The organism is Nonomuraea sp. NPDC049378 (assembly GCF_055586745.1).
The window spans coordinates 83,219-101,530 of sequence record NZ_JBVJHP010000022.1 but is presented as its reverse complement, the minus strand read 5'-3'; the positions used below and the strand labels follow the sequence as shown (position 1 = coordinate 101,530).

The window sequence follows — 18,312 nt, the reverse complement described above, 5'->3', positions numbered from 1 at the left end:
CTCCGCCCGGACGCGCTCCAGGCAGATGTACGGCCGCCGGAACAGCCAGGCCGTCCGTGCGGGGCGGGGGGCCGACCCGCTGGAGCGCCGATCCGGGACGTGCCATGGAAGCGCGCGGACATCGTCGCCGGAGCCGGGACGGGCAAGGGAGCGTCGGTCAGGAAGCGGGGTCGTCGGGGAGCGGTCGTGGGGGCGGCTGGACGACAGGAACGCAGACGCGGTCACGACCGAGCTCCTTGGCGCGGTAGAGGGCCAGGTCGGCGGCGGCCAGCAGCTCGATCAGGTCGTCGCCGTGCACGCTCATCAACGCGACGCCGACCGAGACGGTGACTCTGATCAGGGTGTCGTCGGCGGGGACGGCCATGTGGCCGGTGCGGGTGCGCAGGCGCTCGGCGACCCGGCGCGCCTCGTGGATGTCGGCCCCGGGCAGGAGCACGACGAACTCCTCACCGCCGAACCTGCCCACCACGTCGTAGTCGCGCAGCTGGCTGCGGAGCGTGGCCGCCACACCCACCAGCACCTGATCGCCCACCAGGTGGCCATGGGCGTCGTTGACACGTTTGAAATGGTCGATGTCGATGATCAGAAGCGCCAGTGTGTCGCCGGTGCGGCGCGCCCGGACGATCTCGGTGTCGGCCTCGCGCTGCCAGGCGGCCGCGTTGAGCAGACCGGTCTTGGCGTCGGTGCGGGCGGCTGCCTGCAATTGGGCGTGCAGGAGACTGCGCTGGAGCAGCACCACCGGCGGCAGCGCGAGGAGCAGCAGCACCGGGTTGACGCCGCAGCCGATCGACACCGTGACGCCCAGGCAGAGCTCGACGATGTCGAGCAGCAGGCTCTCCTTGTTCCACAACACCTCGCGCCAGGGCGTCTCGGGGTCGGCGGTGTGCGCGGCGATCGCGATCAGGGAGATGTTGAGCAGCGAGAAGAGCGCGGCCGCCGCCACCGCGTGGAAGATCGGCCCGCCGTCGCCCTGCGACAGCGCCCACGGGTCGTCGACGACATGGTGGAAAGCCAGGGAGGCCATACACCCTGCCAGGCCGATGGCGGCCGAGCTGAACACCCGCCGATAGAGCACCGTCGCCTTCACGCGCACCTGCAGCAGGATCTGCAGCACGATCGGCGAGAAGAGGGCGTAGACCGGCGGCAGCAGCAGCGCCACGGGCAGCCACCAGGCGGACAGCAGGTCTCGCGCGACTCCGGCGGGCATGCCGAGACGCCTGGTCGCCTCGATGCACACCGCGCCGCACCCCATGAGGGCGCAGAACATCAGCAGATCCCGCCACCGCAACGAGGTGGACGCTCCGAGCACCACCATCGCGACGAGATCGAGACCGACGATCGCGCACAGATAGATCACAAGCGGGCGGCGTTGCCCAAGCAACGGCCATCGACCAGCGAGTGTTGACACACCGTCATGAGACTTGATCGAGGCGTGACCGGTAGCCGCCATCGCATCTCCTCCCTAACTAACGATGTGTAACACAATAATTGCGGAGTGTGCGTTGCGCGATGGGAACCGATACGTTGATATGGACCCACTCCCGCTCAGTCCACGAGCGGGCGGTGTTGTGGAGCCGCGCTGGAAAGGAGCAGCCATGGTGCGGGGCGTGACCTGGACCTATCAGGTGCCTTAGCCACCTGATCAGAGCTACACTCCATCGGCCGCCCTCGGGGTGCCAGTTCGGGCCACGCCGGTGCCCCCTCCCCCTCCGCTCAAGCCACGCCTGCCTGCTCTCCCAGCGTGTGATCCATCTCCTCCTCGCCGTCCCCGCAACATGCGCAAAGCCCCGACCGGCCTCCCAGCGACACCCCGCATCCCCGCCATCCCGGGCCCACCATCGGTGCGCGGCCCTCGGAGACACCCTCCGCACCGGCCCACCGGCAACCCTGAACACCGGACTCGGCGGCGCCGGGTGTGCCGGACAGGGGGCATCGGGCGGCGCCGATGCCCCCTGCGCGACCCTCTGCGCGCGGGCCTACGCAGCCACGCGGTCCTCCAGCTTCACCTGGTGCTCCTCGTCGTCAGAGCGCCCGTCTCCGGTGACGGACCGGTCGGCTTCGGCCCCGAGGATGCGAACGGTGTCGCCCTTCGACCGGGCGGAAACTCCGGCGGTGTCGCCCTTCGACGGAGTGACGGCGCCGGGGGTGTCGGTTGCCGGGGTTGGCTCGGGGCGGGACAGGGCCCGGAAGGGACGCGAGCCCATGGCCCAGTCGCTGGTCTCCTCGTCCAGGCGCTCGCGCATCTCCTTGCTCATCGAGCCGAGCCCGCCGCCGCGCTCGGGCTTGGCGAAGACGCCGGTGCCCCAGCGCAGGTCGTGTCCGACCGCGCTGGCCTCGATCTCGGGCACGAAGCGCCGGTCGCCCTCCGCGCCGAACTCGCGGATGCGCAGCTTGCCCGACACCACCACGGGCTGGCCGGCGCGGATGGAGGCTGCGACGTTGTCTCCCAGGGCGCGCCAGCAGCGAACCGTGAAGCAGACCTTCTCACCGTCTGTCCACTGGCCCGTCTTCCTGTCGAAATAGCGGTGTGAGGTGAGCACCCGCAACGAGGTGACCTTGGTGCCTTCGTCGAAGCTGTATTGCCTCGGCTCTGCTGCGACGTTTCCGGTCAGCGTGACGTAGATGTCATTCATCCCTGTGCCTCCCCATCTGGCGGGCCGGGTGCCCGCGATCTGGGGCCCAGCGTGCCGCAGGGAGGCATGGCGGCGGCGTACGGAACGCGGTTCTGTGGACAGAGGGAAGGACGGCCGGAGAGCCTGTGGACGGAGGGTCAGACCGACAGGTCCCGCAACGCGGTGAAGAAGGAGTGATGGCGGCCCAGCTCCCGCTCGACCGGCTCCACCACCATCGTCGCGGACACGGCGGCCACCCTGCGCCTCATCTCCCGCTCCAGCCGCTCACGCTCCCGGGAGGCGCCCAGCTCCACGAAGTTGCGTGCGGCGATGCCCGACAGCGCCCCCAGCCCCAGCACCGAGGCCATCATCAGCCCCACCCAGGGCAGCGCCCCGCCCTCGCCGAGCAACTCCAGCTGCGGAGGCAGCTGTCCCGGCATGAGCAGCCCGGCCACCAGCCAGACCACCCCGGCCACGAACACCCCCACCAGGGTGTACTGCCACACCTTGAGCGCGCGCCACCAGCCGGGTATCCGGTCGAGCTGCGGCGCCACCTCCGTGAGGTCCTCGGTCAGCGCCTGCGGGAGCTGGCCGGAGCGCGACCTGGCGGCCTGGTGCACCGCGGAGCGCCACACCGGATGCATGCCGGCGGAGAGCCCGTCGGCGAGCGCCTGCACGGCGTTGGCGACCTCGGCGGACTGGGCGCTCACGGAACCGGTCGTGATGCCGCGGATCTCCGCGCTCACGTCCTCCAGGCGCAGGGCCTTCAGCGGATCGGGGCGCAGCTTCGCGAACCACCGAGGGTACGGCCACCCGACCCACTGGCCGGACCGCTCGGCGTAGACGTTCTCCAGCGCCTCGCCCACCGCGGGCACGCCCACGGCGTCGCAGAGCGCGTCGGTCAGCCCCATCCGGCGGGCCTCGTCGACCGACGACGGCGCGGAGAGCGCCTCGCCGAGCGGCATGGCCTCGCCGAGGCGCTGCTCCAGGCGGTGCAGGTCGGCCTCGAGCTTCTGGATGGCGGCGCGCCGCCGGGAGACGGCGGTCGCTATGACGCTCTTGAGGCTTTCGATGCCCCGCCCGGTGACCGCCGAGGTGGGGACGACGCTGGGGTGGTCGACGCCTTCGCGGCGCAGCAGGTCGTTGAGGTCGATGACCAGCTCGGCCAGCTCTTCGGTGGTGAGCCGGTCGGCCTGGTTGAGCGCGAACACGGTGACCGCGTCGTGCCCCGCCAGGTCCGTGACGTAGCGCCGGTGCGTGGAGGCGTCGGCGTATTTCTGCGGATCGAGCACCCACACCACGAGGTCGGCCAGCCCGATCAGCCGGTCGGCCTCGGTGTCGGTGAGCGCCCTGATGGAGTCATGGTCGGGCAGGTCGAGCAGGATGAGCCCGTGGAGCTGGCTGTCGCCCTTGTCGAGGGCGCTGGCGCGGGAGAAGCGGTGCCGCCACTGGATCTGCAGCCAGTCGAGCAGCGGCCCGGCGCCCTCCAGCCCCCACACGCAGGCGTGGGTGCGTGCGGTGGTCGGCCGGCGTACGCCGGTGGGCGAAAGCTCAAGCCCGGAGATCGCGTTGAACAACGACGACTTGCCGCTGCCCGTGCCGCCCGCGAGGGCGACGACGGTGTGCTCGGACGACAGCTTGAGCCGGTCTCCGGCCCGCACCAGCACCCCGCTCGCCTCGTCGAGCAGCTTCTTGTCCAGCCGCCCCGGGCCCAGCTCCACCACCTTGGTGAGCGCGGTCAACCGCGGAGCGAGCCCCGGCCTGGTGGTCGTGGTGGTGGTCATCGAGCGACCTCGAGGTTGTACGTTGCCTGGTAAAGGCGGGTTGCGACGGACTCGTCGGGGATGCCCGCGGAGTCGAGCGCTTTCACGTAACGCATGGCTTCCTCGTCGAACAGCATGCTGATCCTGGTGCGCAGGTCGCTGAGCGCCTTCGCGCCGATGCCGCGCAGGGACTCGGCACCGAGCAGGGCGTTGACCAGCCGATGCGGCACGCCCTCGCCGTTGCTCCCGCTGAACATCGCGACCATGAAGATCAGGGCGAGCGAGTCGGGGTCGAACGAGACCAGCTTCGACACCGACCGCTTGGCCACACCCTCCGTGCGTACGAGCTCGCCCAGGTGGTCCTGCCAGGAGGCGATGGCGCGGCCGGTGTGGCGGATGAGGTTGTCAGAAGGGCTGTCGAGGCCCTCCGAGATCTTGGCGCCCAGCTCAGAGCGGTGCCGCCATCGCGCCACCACCTCCTCGGAGGCCCGGTGGGCGGCGGCGACGATCACTGACTCGAGGCCCGTGCGGATCGCCGCCTTGAACGCCAGCACGCGCTCGGGCGCCTGCTTGGCCGCCTTTCCGCGCCTGCGCAGCTGCAGCGAGCGCATGAGGTCGCCGGAACCGGCGAAGTCCTGCCATCGTGCCAGCACCTCGCCGTGCAGCAGCGAGCCGTTCTTGTACGCCTTGTCGATCTCCGTCAACGCGCCGCGGAAGGCCGCCTCCACGTCGCTGCGCAGCTCGGTCCTGAACGCGACCTGTCCCTCCAGATGCTTGGCCAGCGCGGGTACGCGGGTGCGGAAGCTGTCCAGCACGCCGTTGAGCGTCTCGCGTACGGCCTGCGCCCGGCGATCCTCGTCGACGGAGAGCTCGGCCAGCCAGAGCCGCAGCTCGGTGACCTCGCTGTCGGGCAACCTGCCGTCAGCCACCTTCGCCTCGTTGATGACGAACCTGTCGATGTCGCCCATGCCGTATTCGGTGAGCATACGGACGAAGTGCTTGAGCACGACGTCGGCGGACCGGGGCTGCACGCGCGACAGCACGATGGCGAGCCGGGCGCCTCGCTCCTTGGCCAGGCGCAGCAGATTCCAGGCCGGGGCGTCGGCGTAGCGGGCCGCCGTGGTCACGAAGATCCACAGGTCGGCGGCGTCGAGCATGCGGTGCGCGATGTCGTGGTGCTCCTCCACGACCGAGTCGATGTCGGGGGTGTCGAGCAGCGCGACGCCCTGAGGGAGCTTCTCGGTCGAGACGACGACCAGGCTGCCCGGCCCGGCGTCGGGCGTGGGCGCGTCGAGACGCTGCAGGCCGCCGAGCAACTCGCCCTCCGCGAACCACGCGCGGTCGTCCGGGTGGCAGGCCAGGACGGGGGTGCCGGTGGTCGGGCGGCGTACGCCGGTGCGCGAGACGGTCTTCTCGGCGAGCGTGTTGACCAGGGTGGACTTGCCTGCGCCTGTCGAACCCGCGATCACGATGAGCGCGGGAGCGGCGCTGGTCCTGACCCGGGGCAGCACGTAGCCCTCGAGCTGGGCCAGCAGATCGGCCTGGGCCTGCCTGGCCTCGTCCACGCCTGGCAGATCGAGCCCGAAGTGCAGGTCGGCGACGCTCTCGCGGAGGGTGTCGAGCGCGTTCGTGAGCGTTTCGGCCGCCTCCGCCGGCAACTCCTCACCGGCCGCCTGCCCGCCCGCGTCCTGATCGCCGGCCTGCTCGGCCTCACTGACCGCCGCGCCGTCACCGCCGGCGCCGGACTCGCCGCCGGCCACCGCGTCGACGATCTCCTCGTCCCTGCTGCCGGTGGCGACATCGCCTACGGTCCCGGCATCGCCGCGCGACCCCGCCTCACCGACCGCCGCCGCCCCAGCGGCCGGCTCCGGCTTGCCGGCCGCTCCTGGCTCGCCACTCGTTCCTGGCACGCCGTCGCCCGCGGGCACGTCGACCGCCCCCGGGTCGTCGCCCGCCACCGAGCCGCCGGGCTCCGCGGGCACGTCGACCGCCTCCGGCTCGTCACCCGCCGCCGAAGCGCCGGGCTTCGCGGGGTCGTCGGTCGTTGCCGGGCGCTTCGCCTTCCGGGGAGAGTCGCCGGCCTGAGGCTCCGGCTCGTCGGCCGGCGATTCGCTGGAGTGCGGCTCATTCGACGATCGCCCGCCGGTGGTCCGCTTGCCGGGCCGCCGTCCGCTGGGTGAACGCTTGCCGGGGGAACGTTTGCCTGACGACCGGCCGGCAGTGGCGCCCTCGCCGGGAAGCGGCGCACCGGAGCTCTCGCCGCCCGGCCCCTCCGCCTCCGTGTCACCGGCGGCAGCGCGTGCGGGGGGCGTACCCCCTGCTCCCGGTCTGCCCCGGACGGCGGGCCTGCGCGCGAAGAGGCTGGGGCCGGCGGGTGGCGTGTCCTGCGCCGCGGGTCCGGATCCCGGCTCGGCTCCGGCCTCCAGCCCGGAACCGGCGCCAGATCCGGAACGGTCAGCGGGCACGGAACCGGCGCCAGACCCGGTCCGGGCTCCCTGCCCGGAGCCCGGCTGGGAGCCGGGACGGGCGGCGGGCTGACGAGTGAACAGGCCGCCGGCGGCGGGAGACCCCTCGTCCGCGGGCTGCTCTTCGCGGGCGGCAGGTCCGCGGCTGGAAGGGCCGTCATGGGAGGTCTTGCGCGGGCCCGGGCCGCCGAGTGAGGCGGGCTTGACGAAGAGGGAGGGGCGCTCGGCGGCGCCGGAGTCGTCGGGAGCCGAAGGGGCGCGCAGGGCGGCCGGCTTCTCGAACAGGGACTGCCCTGACGGCTCCTCGGCGGGCTCGAGCGCAATGGAAGGATTCTCGGCCGCCGCAGGCTTCTGCGAGGCCGACGGCTCACGTGCGCGTCTGTCCACCGCCTCCGGCTCCTCTCGTGCCCTCTCCGGGGCACTGTCGTCCCGGACCTCGTCGAGGTCATCGTCAGTCACCGGGCGGAAGCTCATCGTCTGCTCCCCGGGTGACCCTTGCCGCCCGTCATCCATGGCCGTGTTCACGGCAGGCGCTCCGCTCGAACCATCTCGACCTCCTGGCCGACCCTCACGACGTCACCGACGACGACGATCGCCGGCGGGCGGATCCCAGCCGCGGACACGCGGTCGGCCACGGTGGAAAGCGAAGCGGTGACCGCCCGCTGGGTCGGAAGGGTACCGTCCTGCACCACCATTGCGGGAGTCTCCGGGGCACGTCCGTCTCGAACGAGTGCCTCGGCCACCTTCGCGAGCCGCTCGACGGCCATCAGCAGCACCAGAGTGCCCTGGGAACGGGCCATCGCGGGCCAGTCGACGGTGGACCTGGGATCGTCGGGCGCCACGTGCACGGAGATCACGTGGAACTCCTGGCTGACGCCCCGATGCGTGACCGGCACCCCTGCCGCGGCGGGGACCGCGACGGCGCTCGTGATGCCCGGCACCACCAGCACCGGGATGCCCGCGTGGGCGCAGGCAATCATCTCCTCGCCACCGCGCCCGAACACGAACGGGTCGCCGCCCTTGAGCCGGACCACGAACTTGCCCTGCCGGGCGCGGTCGACCAGCAGCTCGCTGATCGTCTCCTGGGACAGCGCCCTGCCGTAGGGGACCTTGGCCGCGTCGATCAGCTCGACGTCGGGGGCGAGCTCGTCGAGCAGGGCGCGGGGCGCGAGCCGGTCGGCCACCACCACGTCGGCCTGCGCCAGCAGCTGCCGGCCGCGCACGGTGATCAGGCCGGGGTCTCCGGGCCCGCCGCCGACCAGGGCGACGCCGACGGGTTTGGTGCGGTTGCGCCGGGCGTCGACCGTGCCGTCGCGCAGCGCGCCGACGACGGCGTCCCTGATGCCGGCGGCCCTGCGCGGATCGCCGCCCGCGGTGACGGCCACGCTGATCTCGTCGACGCGGCCCGTCGCCGGGGTCCAGGCGGCGGAGGCGTCCTTGTCGTCGGCTCGCACGCACCACACGCGCTTGGCCTCGGCCTCTGCGGCGACGGCCGTGTTGACCGCTCTGTCGTCGGTGCAGGCCTGCACGAGCCAGGCGCCGTCGCAGTCGCCGACTTCGTAGGGCCGGGCGTGCCAGGTGATCCTGCCCGCGGCGATGAGGTCGTCAAGGGCCGGGGTCACGCCCGGCGACACGACGGTGACCTCCGCGCCGGCCTCCAGCAGCGCGGGGACCCGCCGCTGCGCGACGCGCCCGCCGCCCACCACGAGGACCCGGCGGCCGGAAAGCCGCAGGCCGAGGAGGTAGGGACCCATGGGGGGAATCTCCCATTCGCGAAGGTTGTGTTAGGAGGTAAAACCTACCGGCTGTCTCTGCGCCGAAGTGCTGCGCGCGGGCTAACGACCGTCAAGGAGCGGCTGACGGGGATCCCAGCGCGGCCCGCCCAGATCGTCCTTGCGGCGTCTGGCCGTCGCTGACAAGGCCTCAAGGATAACCCGGTTACCGAGGTGGGCGGTGATGTCCGCGTGGTCGTACGGAGGCGCCACCTCCACCACCTCCATCCCCGCCACGGGCAGCTCGTAACAGATCCTGCGGACCGCGTCGAGGAGCTGCCTGGCCGTCAGCCCGCCGGGCTCGGGCGTGCCGGTGCCGGGCGCGTGTCCCGGGTCGCACACGTCGATGTCGACGGACAGGAAGACCTGGTCGCAGCCGTCGAGCGCGATCTGGAACGACTCCGTGAGGCAAGCTTCGAGCCCTCGGGCGACGATCTCGGTCATCTCGTACGAACGCATGTTCCGGGCGGCCATCCAGTCCAGCGTCTCCGGCTCCGGCCAGTAGCCGCGCAGCCCGAGTTGCAGGAACCTGTCGCCCCTGATGGCGCCGGACTCGATGAGGCGCCGCATCGGCTGGCCGTGGCCGTACAGGTGGCCGAACGAGATGTTCCCCGTGTCGGCGTGCGCGTCGAAGTGGATCATCGACGTACGGCCGGGCGCGTACGCCCTGGCGGTGCCCCTGGCGTCGGGCAGCGCGACCGTGTGGTCACCGCCGAGCACGAGCGGGACGGCGCCGGAGGCGGCGACGCGGTGCACCGCCTCCTCGATCGCGGCCAGCGAACCCTCCACGTCGCCCGAGTAACACTCGACGTCGCCCGCGTCCAGCACCCGCAGGTCGCGCAGGGCGTCGACGCGCAGCGCCAGGCTGGGCCTGGAGCCTCGTGCGGCAGATAGCAGGCCTGGCGCAGCGCCATCGGCCCGAACCTGGCGCCGGGGCGGTTGGAGGTGCCCCCGTCGAACGGGGCGCCGACGATCACCACGTCGGCGCCTTCGTAGCTCGCCGGATCGGCCACGTCGCAGCGGTCAACGCCGAGAAACGTGATGTCGGGGCCGTACATGGGACCGTAGCGGGACAAGCTCTCACCTCCAGGTGTCACACGGGCTTCTCGGTCACCCCTGCAGCGTCGAACGTGGCCACGTCGTGCATCATCCGCACGGCCGCGCAGATCATGGGATGCGCGAGCAGCGCGCCGGTGCCCTCGCCGAGCCGCATCTCCAGGTCTATCAGGGGGCGCAGGCGGAGGTGGTCGAGCGTGGCGGCGTGGCCGGGCTCGGCGGAGCGGTGCCCGGCGACGCAGTGGTCGGTGGCGGCGGGGTCGAGCGCGGCCGCCGCGAGTGCCCCCGCGCCCGCGATCACGCCGTCGAGGATCACCGGCACGCGTGCCGCCGCGCCGTACAGGATGAAGCCCGCGATGGCGGCGTGCTCGAACCCGCCGACGGCGGCGAGGGCCCGCAGCGCCTCGCTGGGCGACGAGCCGGCGGCGGGCTGGGACTCCCCGTGCGACAGGCCGTTGACGTGCAGCGCCTCGCGGACGATGGCGACCTTGCGCTCGTGGGTCCCGTCGTCGATCCCGGTGCCCCTGCCGGTCACCTCGGCAGGGTCCTTGCCGGTGAAGACGGAGACGAGGGCGGCCGAGGCCGTGGTGTTGGCGATGCCCATGTCGCCGGCGATCAGGCAGCGCGCGCCCTCGGCCACCAGGCCCCTGGCCACGACGATGCCGGCCTCCAGCGCCCTGACGGCCTGGTCGACGGTCATCGCGGGCCCTCGGGACAGGTCCGCGGTGCCGTACGCGATCTTGCGCTTGACGAGGTCGGGAGCGTCGGGCAGGTCGGCCGCGACCCCGACGTCGACCACCGTCACCGGTACGCCCGCCTGGGCGGCGAAGGCGTTGGCGACAGCTCCTCCGGAGAGAAAGTTGGCGACCATCTGCACCGTGACCTCCTGCGGCCACGGGGAGACGCCGCGGGCGTGCACGCCGTGGTCGGCGGCGAAGATGGCCAGCGCCGCGGGTGCGGGCATGGGCGGCGGGCAGGCGCCCGCCGCGCCGGCGAGCCGAATCGCGACGTCCTCCAGCGCGCCGAGCGAGCCGCGCGGCTTGGTGAGGCGGTCCTGGTGGGCGCGGGCCTCGGCGAGTGCCCGCTGGTCGGCGGGGCGGATCGCGGCGAGCGTCTCTGCGAGCACGGCAACCTCCGGGTCAAAGGACGAGCTGGAGTGGACCTCCGGGAGCGGGACGAGCTGGAGGGGGTGAACCTCTGTCAAGGGGCGGTGGACCGGCGGTCACGGGACGAGCTGGAGCGCTTCCTCGTACCGGTCGATCACGACGTCCGCCAGGGTCTCACAGTCGCCGATCACCTCGGCGCAGCGGATGTCGAGATCGGGGTGCCCCGCACCGTACGCCAGCGCCTGCGCCCACACGCGCTCCAGCAGGCCGCCGGCGAACAGCAGGTAGGGCACCACGATCACCCGCTTGGCCCCCAGGCGGCGGCAGCGCTCGAGCCCGCCGGGCACCCCTGGCGGGGTGACGGACACGAACGCGGTCTCGACCGTCATGAAGTCGTAGGCGTGCGTCTCCCAGAACAGCCGCGAGACCCGGTGGATCTCGGCGTTGGCGGCCGCGTCGGTCGAGCCCTCGCCGACCAGGACGACGGCGGTGTCACCCGGCTCGACGTGCGCGTGGTGCTCCTCGGCGGGCAGCGAGTCGACGGCCCGCAGCCGCGGCCTGGCGCCCGCCAGTTCGAGAGCGCGCGGCCTGGAGATCTCGGTGGCGGCGTCGTTGAGCCGCTCGGCCAGCAGGGCGAGCACGCGGGGGTCGGGGCCGAGGGGACGGCCGTGGTCGTACATCAGCGTGGGGTGGCGCTGCTGCTCGCGGGCCATCGCGGCGGGGAAGTCGTCGCCCACCCTGCTGAGGCTCAGCGGCAGCGCCACGAGCCGGTGGTGCCCCCTGGCGACCAGGGAGGCGACGGAGTCGCTCAGCCTGGGCGTGGCGCGCTCGAGGTAGCCGCCCGAGACGTCGGCGCCCGTCTGGTCGAGGCGGCAGCGGAGCCGGTGTACGAACCTGCCGAACTCCGCGGCGTAGGCGTCATCCTGTGAGCCCTGCCCGATCAGCAGGAGCGGCGGCTTCATTGTGAGGGATTCTCCGGTGCGCTAGACAAAGTCACGCGAGGATAACCGATGCACAGCGGTAGGGAACAGGTCACGTTGTGTGCGCGGGTGTCGCGTGGACGACGAAAACCGGCTCGGCGGCGGTCAGGTGGTGGGATCCGTCGGGGTCGTGGGTGAGTGTCGAGGCCAGGATCTGGGTGCCTTCTCCGTGGTAACCCTGCTCGCGCAGGCGGCCGAGCACGGCGGGCACCTGCTCCACCTTCCTGACCACGCACACGAGCGAGCGGGGGCCTCGGGCGGCGCAGGCGACGATGACGTCGGGGCCGCCGCCGCCCACGTAGACGGCGTCGGGATCGGGCAGCGGCTCCAGCGCCGGCGGCGCCTGTCCCCTGGTCAGGGCCACTTTGACGCCGTGTTCGAGCACGTTGGCGCGGAGCCTGGCACACGAGTCCTCGTCGCGTTCGACGGCCACGACGGCCGCGCCCAGCCTGGCGCACTCGACGGCGATCTCGCCGGCGCCCGCGCCCACGTCCCAGACCAGGTCGCCGAGGCGGGGGCCGAGCTTGGCCAGGATGTACGCCCTGGCCTGCGCGGGCAGCGCGCCCTCGAACGGCAGCGCCCACTCGGCCGGCCCGGGCCGCGCCCCCGCGACCCAGCTCGGCTCCTTGGGCTGGTGGAGCGGGTCGACGACGAGCACCACGTCGGGGTCCTTCCACGGCCGGGTCGTGGCCTCCCCCATGCGGCTGTGGGTGACGCGCTCGTCGGGCCCGCCGAGGTCCTCGCACACCAGGAGCGCGCGCGGCGTGGTGGGCGCCAGTTCCCTGGCGACCTCGCCGGGACCGGCGCCGGGGGCCACGAGCAGCGCCACCTTCGGGTGGGCGCGGCAGGCGTTGACGACGCGGCCGAGCTCGGCAGGGCCGGACGGGGCGACGACAAGCGCGTCCTCCCAGTTGAGCCCGGCGCACGCGAAGGCGCGGGTGACCAGCGACATCGCCGGCAGCACGGCCGGCTTGGCGCCGTGGGCCCGCAGGGTGCGCACGACGCCGAAGAAGCCGGGATCGCCCTCCGCGAGCACGACCACGGGCCCTTCGCCGTGTTCGAGATGGTCGTCGAGGGTCTCCAGCAGCGAGCCGTCGGGCACGGCCGGCGCGGAGAGCTTGAGCTGTCCCAGGATGGCGTCGGGACCTATGACGAGCCGGGCCTCGCGCAGTTTCTCCGCCGCCTTGGGGGAGAGATCCGATCCGTCCCAGCCGACCACCGTGATCATCACGCCTCACCGTCCCTCATCTCAAGGGTGACGGCTACCGGGTGGTTTCACAAAGGGTGGAAGGGAAAGTCCGGTGTGCCTTCAGGCCAGGTCGGACGGGATGAGGCTGTAGACCACCAGGTCGCCGCCGCCCAGCGAGGCGCGGGCGACGCCCTCGCGGACGAAGCCGGCCTTCTCCGCCACGCGCTGGGAGGCGGCGTTCGGCACGGCCACGCGCAGCTGGAGCCGGTTGAAGCCGTGCCGCTCGAACAGCCAGCGGGCGATCGCGAGCACGGCCTCGCCCGCGTACCCCATGCCTCGCGCCCGGGGGGCGGTCATGTAGCCGATCTCCGCGGTCCGGTGGGACCAGTCGACGTCTCTGAGGTCCACGGTCGCGGCGTAGCGGCCGGTCTCCTGCTCCACCGCGGTCCAGGCGATGCCCGCCCCCCTGATCCGGGTGCGCTCGCAGAAGTCGATGAACTCCCGCGCGTGCTCTTCGGTGTAGCCGCGCGGCACGCCCGTCCTGGCCTGGGTGACCGGGTCGGCGGCCGTGGCGGCCAGGTCGGGGACGTCGTCGGGGGCGGGCGGCCTGAGCAGCAACCGTTCCGTGCGCAGCTCCGTCCTGGGCAGGGTGTCGGAGGGGACGCGGCGGTCCTCGCGCAGCAGGCCGAACATGACGAGGTCGTGCGGGCCGTCGTCGTCCAGCACCGCTGCCCGCAGCACGCCTTCCCAGGTGAAGCCCGCTTTCTGGGCCACGCGGAGCGAGGCGATGTTGCCGATGTCGGCGGTCAGGTCGATCCTGCGCAGTGCGGTGGCCTCGAAGGTCCAGGCCACCAGCGCGCGTACGGCCTCCGTGGCGAGGCCGCGCCCGCGGTAGAGCGGGTGGACCCCGTAGCCGACCTCGGTCGTGCCTGCGCTCCACGAGGTCTTGAACAGGCTGATGGCGCCCACGACGAGCCCTTCGGCGTCGATCATGGCCAGGTGGATGCCCTGCCCCGAGCGGCGCAGCTCGTGCACGCCCCTGGCCAGCCAGGCGGGGACGCCCGAAGCTCTGTCGGGCGCGCCCGGCGGGAGGAACCGGGCGTGTCGCTTGACGATGGCACGGATCCGCGCGGCGTCCTGGAGGCCGAACGGCCGCAGCGTCAGCCGTTCCGTCGCGATGCTCACGTCGGGATCGAACACCCTCGGCAGGGTACACACTCGCGATGTTTGCCCACGAAAGCAGGGGTAGGGGCGCAATTGAGAGGAGTGAGAGAACCATGGAACGTGGGAGCGACAAGCACGGTCCCCGGCTGGACGAAGAGCAGAAGCACGAGACCGAGGGCATGATCCGCGGCGGTGGCACGACGCACGCCGAGGAGTGGAAGGAGCCCGAGGCCATGCCCGCTCCCGGCGAGGAGGCGCAGTCGTACCCGCCAGGACACGAGCCAGGCACCCCCGAGGGCATCACGCAACGGGGGGTCGACGTCCGCAGCGAACTGGCCAAGTGGCTGAGCGACGCGCACTGGCCCGCGTCGAAACAGGACCTGGCTCGGCACACCGCACGTGTGGACGCGCCGGACCAGGTGGCCGACATGGTGGGCTCCCTTCCGGAGCGCCGCTTCACGAATGTGGCGGAGGTGGCGGAGGCGCTCGGGCTCGGCGTGGAAAAGCGGAGGTGGTGACGTGCGGCTCGACCTCATCCGCCCGCTGTACGAGCGGAAGGGCCCGTACGCCTCGGTCTACCTGGGCGCGCTCACCATCCCCGAGCGCAAGGCCCAGTGGCGCAGCCTGCGCGACCGGCTGCAGCCGAACGGCGAGAGCCGCAAGGCCACGCTGGACGCTCTGGAGGAGGAGGCACGCCTGGCCACGCCGGGGCGGTCGCTGTTCGCCGCCCACGGGGACGTGGTGCTGGCCGAGCCGCTGGCCGAGCCGCCGCACCTGCTGGCCCTGTGGTCGCCGCTGCCGTGCGTCACGCCCATGCTGGCGCGGCGCGGCGAGAACGTGCCGCACATCCGGGTGATCGTGGACCACGCGGGGGCGGAGGTGACGGTGTTCGGCGCCGGGTCGCCGCGCAAGACTGTCGTGGAGGCGGCCTCGTGGCCGCTGCAGAAGACCTCCCAGGGCGGCTGGTCGCAGAAGCGGTACGAGCGGGCGGTGGACGAGACCTGGGAGAAGAACGCCATGGCCGTCGCGCAGGAGGTCGACGAGCAGGCGCGCCGCATCGGTCCCGAGCTGATCCTGGTGGCGGGCGAGGCCAAGTCGCGCTCGTACCTGCTGCAGCACCTCGGCACCAAGACCGCCGACAGGGTGCTGATGGTCGAGCACGGCAGCCGCTCCAACCACGGCCAGTTCGAGGAGGACGTGGAGCGGGCGCTGGACGGCTGGCTCGACCGCAAGCGGGCCGAGCTGCTGGAACGTCACCAGGAGACGGGCGGGCCGACCGGGATGGCGCGGGTCGCGCACGCCCTGCGCGAGGGCCGGGTGCAGGCCGTGCTCACGCCCGGTGAGTTGCCGAAGCCGGTCTGGATCGGCGAGGGCGGCACCCAGCTCGCCACCGACCCGGACGAGCTGCGGCGCTGGGGCGTGTCCGAGCCCGTACGGGAGCGCTCCGACTCCGCGCTGGTCAGGGCGGCCGCGATGACGGACGCGGAGCTGTGGTTCACCGACGCGGTCGCCGACGTGGCCGCCGTGCTCAGGTACTGATGATCACTTCGAGCGTTCTGGGGCCGTGCACGCCTTCGACCCGGTTGAGCTCGATGTCGCTGGTGGCCGAGGGGCCGCTGATCCAGGTGAGCGGGCGCGACGGGTCGAGCCGGGCGACGGCCTCCGGCACGCCGGCCACGATCTGGCCGGCCCGCACCACGCACAGGTGGTAGTCGGGGACGAGCGTCTGCGCTCTCGTTCCCTGCCCGGGGCCGTGGTCGAGGACGATCGTGCCCGTCTCGGCGATGGCCACGGCGCAGCCGGTTATCACGCCGTCGGCCGTGCCGAGGTCGGACCAGCCGCCCGCGCGGCCGAAGCCGTCGGGGATGATCATCCGCCGGTCGCCGGTGAGCTCGTCGATCCTGCCGGGGACGTCGCCTTCGGGGAGGACGTGCACGATCGCGCGGTAGTCGTCGACCCGCTCGGCGAACAGCCCCACGAGATCGTCCACCCGCTGGGTCGTGCGGTAGCCGCGCGGGATCTCGACGTCCTCCGCGCCCGCCACGGCCCGGCCGATCCTGGCGAGGATCTCGTCACGCGCGCTCATCCGGCCCTCCTCGCTTCCACCAGTCCCTGAAGGACTCGGCCGGGATCTCGGGGAGATCCCGGGTGTCCGTCCACGCCGACGCCGGCCCGGGCAGCCGTTTCGGCAGCAGCCCGCGCAGGCGGGCGGCCGCGCGCTGGGCCCCGGCGAGCCGTACGTGGTCGTTGAGTATCCAGCCGGCGACCTTCATGCCCGCCCGCTCGGCGGCCGCGTGAGGGGCCTTGGAGCGCAGGTCCACCAGGACCTCCGGGATGTCGATGGCGACCGGGCAGACGTCGTAGCAGGCCCCGCAGAGGCTGGAGGCGAACGGCAGCGAGGCGTCGAGCTCGGACGACATGCCCCTGAGCTGCGGGGTGAGGATCGCGCCGATCGGGCCGGGGTAGACCGAGCCGTACGCGTGGCCGCCCGCGCGCTCGTAGACCGGGCAGACGTTCAGGCAGGCCGAGCAGCGGATGCAGCGCAGGGCCTGGCGGCCCACCTCGTCGGCGAGCACGTCGGTGCGGCCGTTGTCGATCAGGACCAGGTGGAAGTCCTGGCCTTCGACGGCGCCCGTCCACATGCTCGTGTAGGGATTCATCCGCTCGCCTGTGGAGCTTCTCGGAAGGAGCTGGAGGAACACCTCGAGATCCCGCCATGAGGGGAGGAGCTTCTCGATCCCCACCACGCTGATGAGCGTCTCGGGGAGGGTCAGGCACATGCGGCCGTTGCCCTCGGACTCCAGCACGACGAGGGTGCCGGTCTCGGCCACCACGAAGTTCGCGCCGGAGATGGCGACCTTGCTCCTGAGGAAGCGTTCGCGCAGGTGAAGCCGGGCCGCCTCGGTCAGCGCGGGTGGGTCGTCGGTGAGGTTCTCCGGGACCTCGGGCATCTTGTCGAGGAAGATCTCCCGGATCTCCGACCGGTTGCGGTGGATCGCGGGGACCAGGATGTGGCTGGGGAAGTCGTCGCCGAGCTGGACGATCAGCTCGGCGAGGTCGGTCTCGTACGCCGCGATGCCCTGCTCGGCCAGCGCCTCGTTGAGCCCGATCTCCTGGGTGGCCATCGACTTGACCTTGACGACCTCGCGCTCGCCCGTGGCCCGCACCAGGCCGGTGACGATGCGGTTGGCCTCGGCGGCGTCCCTGGCCCAGTGGACGGTGCCGCCCGCCCTGGTCACCGCCTCCTCCATCATGACGAGGTAGCGGTCGAGGTTGCGGAGGGTGTGGTCCTTGATGGCCTTGCCGGCCGCGCGCAGCTCCTGCCAGTCGGGCAGTTCGGCGACGACGCCGGCGCGCTTGCCTCGGATGGTGTGGGTGGCCTTGCGGAGGTTGTAGCGGAGCTGTGAGTTTTGTACGGCCTGCGAGGCGTTTTTCGAGAAGTTTCCTGGCATGCCGAGGAACGTGGCACTCATTGGGCCTCCTCTGTCGATGCGAGGATCTCGGCCAGGTGCATCGTCCTGACCCCGGTCCTCTGGCGGCTGAGGGTGCCGCCGATGTGCATCAGGCACGAGTTGTCCGCCGCGCAGAGCACCTCGGCCCCCGTGTCCAGGATGTTGCGGGTCTTGTCGGCGCCCATCGCGGCGGAGACGGCCGGGTTCTTGACCGCGAACGTGCCGCCGAAGCCGCAACACTCCTCCGCGCCGGGCAGCGGCACGAGCTCGAGCCCGCGGACGTTCCGCAGCAGCCTGGCCGGCCGGTCGCCCAGGCGGAGCCCGCGGAGCGAGTGGCACGTCGGGTGATATGTCACCCGGTGCGGGAAATATGCGCCAACGTCGTCTTTCTTCAGAACGTCGACCAGGAACTCCGACAGCTCGTACACCTTCGGAGCGACCTCGGCGATCGCCGCCGCTCCCCTGCTGCCCGGCCGGGCCAGCTTCGGGTACTGCTCGCGGACCATGGCCGCGCACGACCCCGACGGCGCCACGACCGCGTCATACCCGGCGAAGACCTCGGTGAAGTGCCGCGCGAGCCGCACGCCCTCCTCCCGGTAGCCGGTGTTGACGTGCATCTGCCCGCAGCAGGTCTGGGCGGCGGGGAAGTCCACGTCGCAGCCGAGCCTGCGCAGGAGCGACACGACGGCCTTGCCCGTGCCGGGGAAGAGCGTGTCGTTCACGCATGTGATGAACAGAGCGACTCGCACAACT

At 72.3% G+C, this 18,312-nt stretch carries 15 protein-coding genes and 1 pseudogene; 2 read left to right on the top strand and 14 right to left on the bottom strand.

All coding sequences use genetic code 11. The features are described from left to right. Positions 1-157: 157 nt before the first annotated feature. The 11 genes and pseudogenes from ACZ6SA_RS38710 to ACZ6SA_RS38660 form a co-directional block, all read right to left on the bottom strand. Positions 158-1,357: a GGDEF domain-containing protein gene (locus ACZ6SA_RS38710; RefSeq protein WP_347649051.1), complete on the bottom strand. Its 1,200-nt coding sequence runs from the start codon at positions 1,355-1,357 to the stop codon at positions 158-160. Between the two features lie 619 nt (positions 1,358-1,976). Beyond that, on the bottom strand, positions 1,977-2,633 hold the full coding sequence (locus tag ACZ6SA_RS38705; RefSeq protein WP_347649052.1) for a single-stranded DNA-binding protein: 657 nt from the start codon (positions 2,631-2,633) through the stop codon (positions 1,977-1,979). 137 nt (positions 2,634-2,770) lie between these two features. Beyond that, positions 2,771-4,396, bottom strand: coding sequence for a GTP-binding protein (locus tag ACZ6SA_RS38700; RefSeq protein ID WP_347649053.1), 1,626 nt, complete (start codon positions 4,394-4,396; stop codon positions 2,771-2,773). Next, complete coding sequence (locus tag ACZ6SA_RS38695) at positions 4,393-7,299, bottom strand: GTPase (RefSeq protein WP_465833845.1); 2,907 nt, start codon at positions 7,297-7,299, stop codon at positions 4,393-4,395. The genes ACZ6SA_RS38700 and ACZ6SA_RS38695 overlap by 4 nt, the downstream gene beginning before the upstream one ends. Positions 7,300-7,361: 62 nt before the next feature. Next, positions 7,362-8,594, bottom strand: coding sequence for a uroporphyrinogen-III C-methyltransferase (gene cobA / locus ACZ6SA_RS38690; RefSeq protein ID WP_443156123.1), 1,233 nt, complete (start codon positions 8,592-8,594; stop codon positions 7,362-7,364). A gap of 81 nt (positions 8,595-8,675) precedes the next feature. Next, positions 8,676-9,440, bottom strand: a complete 765-nt coding sequence (locus ACZ6SA_RS38685) for an agmatinase family protein (protein ID WP_465833843.1) — start codon at positions 9,438-9,440, stop codon at positions 8,676-8,678. Positions 9,441-9,541: 101 nt separating this feature from the next. Continuing rightward, positions 9,542-9,670 (bottom strand): annotated as a pseudogene (locus ACZ6SA_RS38680) (agmatinase); the annotation flags it as partial. Between the two features lie 35 nt (positions 9,671-9,705). Beyond that, positions 9,706-10,794: a nicotinate-nucleotide--dimethylbenzimidazole phosphoribosyltransferase gene (gene cobT / locus ACZ6SA_RS38675; protein WP_347649057.1), complete on the bottom strand. Its 1,089-nt coding sequence runs from the start codon at positions 10,792-10,794 to the stop codon at positions 9,706-9,708. Positions 10,795-10,890: 96 nt separating this feature from the next. Next, positions 10,891-11,736 (bottom strand): sirohydrochlorin chelatase, encoded by an 846-nt coding sequence (locus ACZ6SA_RS38670; protein ID WP_347649058.1) that lies wholly within the window; start codon positions 11,734-11,736, stop codon positions 10,891-10,893. Between the two features lie 70 nt (positions 11,737-11,806). Continuing rightward, positions 11,807-12,982, bottom strand: coding sequence for a precorrin-6y C5,15-methyltransferase (decarboxylating) subunit CbiE (cbiE, locus tag ACZ6SA_RS38665; RefSeq protein ID WP_465833840.1), 1,176 nt, complete (start codon positions 12,980-12,982; stop codon positions 11,807-11,809). A gap of 81 nt (positions 12,983-13,063) precedes the next feature. Next, positions 13,064-14,143, bottom strand: coding sequence for a GNAT family N-acetyltransferase (locus ACZ6SA_RS38660; protein ID WP_465833838.1), 1,080 nt, complete (start codon positions 14,141-14,143; stop codon positions 13,064-13,066). 77 nt (positions 14,144-14,220) lie between these two features. Between ACZ6SA_RS38660 and ACZ6SA_RS38655 the strand changes: the two genes are divergently transcribed. Together ACZ6SA_RS38655 and ACZ6SA_RS38650 are read left to right on the top strand one after the other, a co-directional pair. After that, entirely contained in the window at positions 14,221-14,625 is a 405-nt protein-coding gene (locus ACZ6SA_RS38655) for a DUF2795 domain-containing protein (RefSeq protein ID WP_465833836.1), read from the top strand. A gap of 1 nt (position 14,626) precedes the next feature. Beyond that, on the top strand, positions 14,627-15,646 hold the full coding sequence (locus ACZ6SA_RS38650; RefSeq protein WP_443156117.1) for a baeRF2 domain-containing protein: 1,020 nt from the start codon (positions 14,627-14,629) through the stop codon (positions 15,644-15,646). On the opposite strand, the gene ACZ6SA_RS38645 is transcribed toward ACZ6SA_RS38650, so the two are convergent. The 3 genes from ACZ6SA_RS38645 to ACZ6SA_RS38635 are packed head-to-tail and all read right to left on the bottom strand — an operon-like array spanning position 15,636 to position 18,308. Then, positions 15,636-16,193 (bottom strand): LutC/YkgG family protein, encoded by a 558-nt coding sequence (locus ACZ6SA_RS38645; protein WP_347649063.1) that lies wholly within the window; start codon positions 16,191-16,193, stop codon positions 15,636-15,638. The genes ACZ6SA_RS38650 and ACZ6SA_RS38645 overlap by 11 nt on opposite strands. Beyond that, the gene (locus ACZ6SA_RS38640; RefSeq protein WP_465833834.1) at positions 16,180-17,580 is read right to left on the bottom strand and encodes a lactate utilization protein B; all 1,401 of its coding nucleotides are present in this window, start codon (positions 17,578-17,580) and stop codon (positions 16,180-16,182) included. The genes ACZ6SA_RS38645 and ACZ6SA_RS38640 overlap by 14 nt, the downstream gene beginning before the upstream one ends. After that, positions 17,577-18,308, bottom strand: a complete 732-nt coding sequence (locus ACZ6SA_RS38635; RefSeq protein ID WP_347649065.1) for a (Fe-S)-binding protein — start codon at positions 18,306-18,308, stop codon at positions 17,577-17,579. Before ACZ6SA_RS38635 ends, ACZ6SA_RS38640 begins: the two co-directional genes overlap by 4 nt. Between the last annotated feature and the right edge of the window lie 4 nt (positions 18,309-18,312).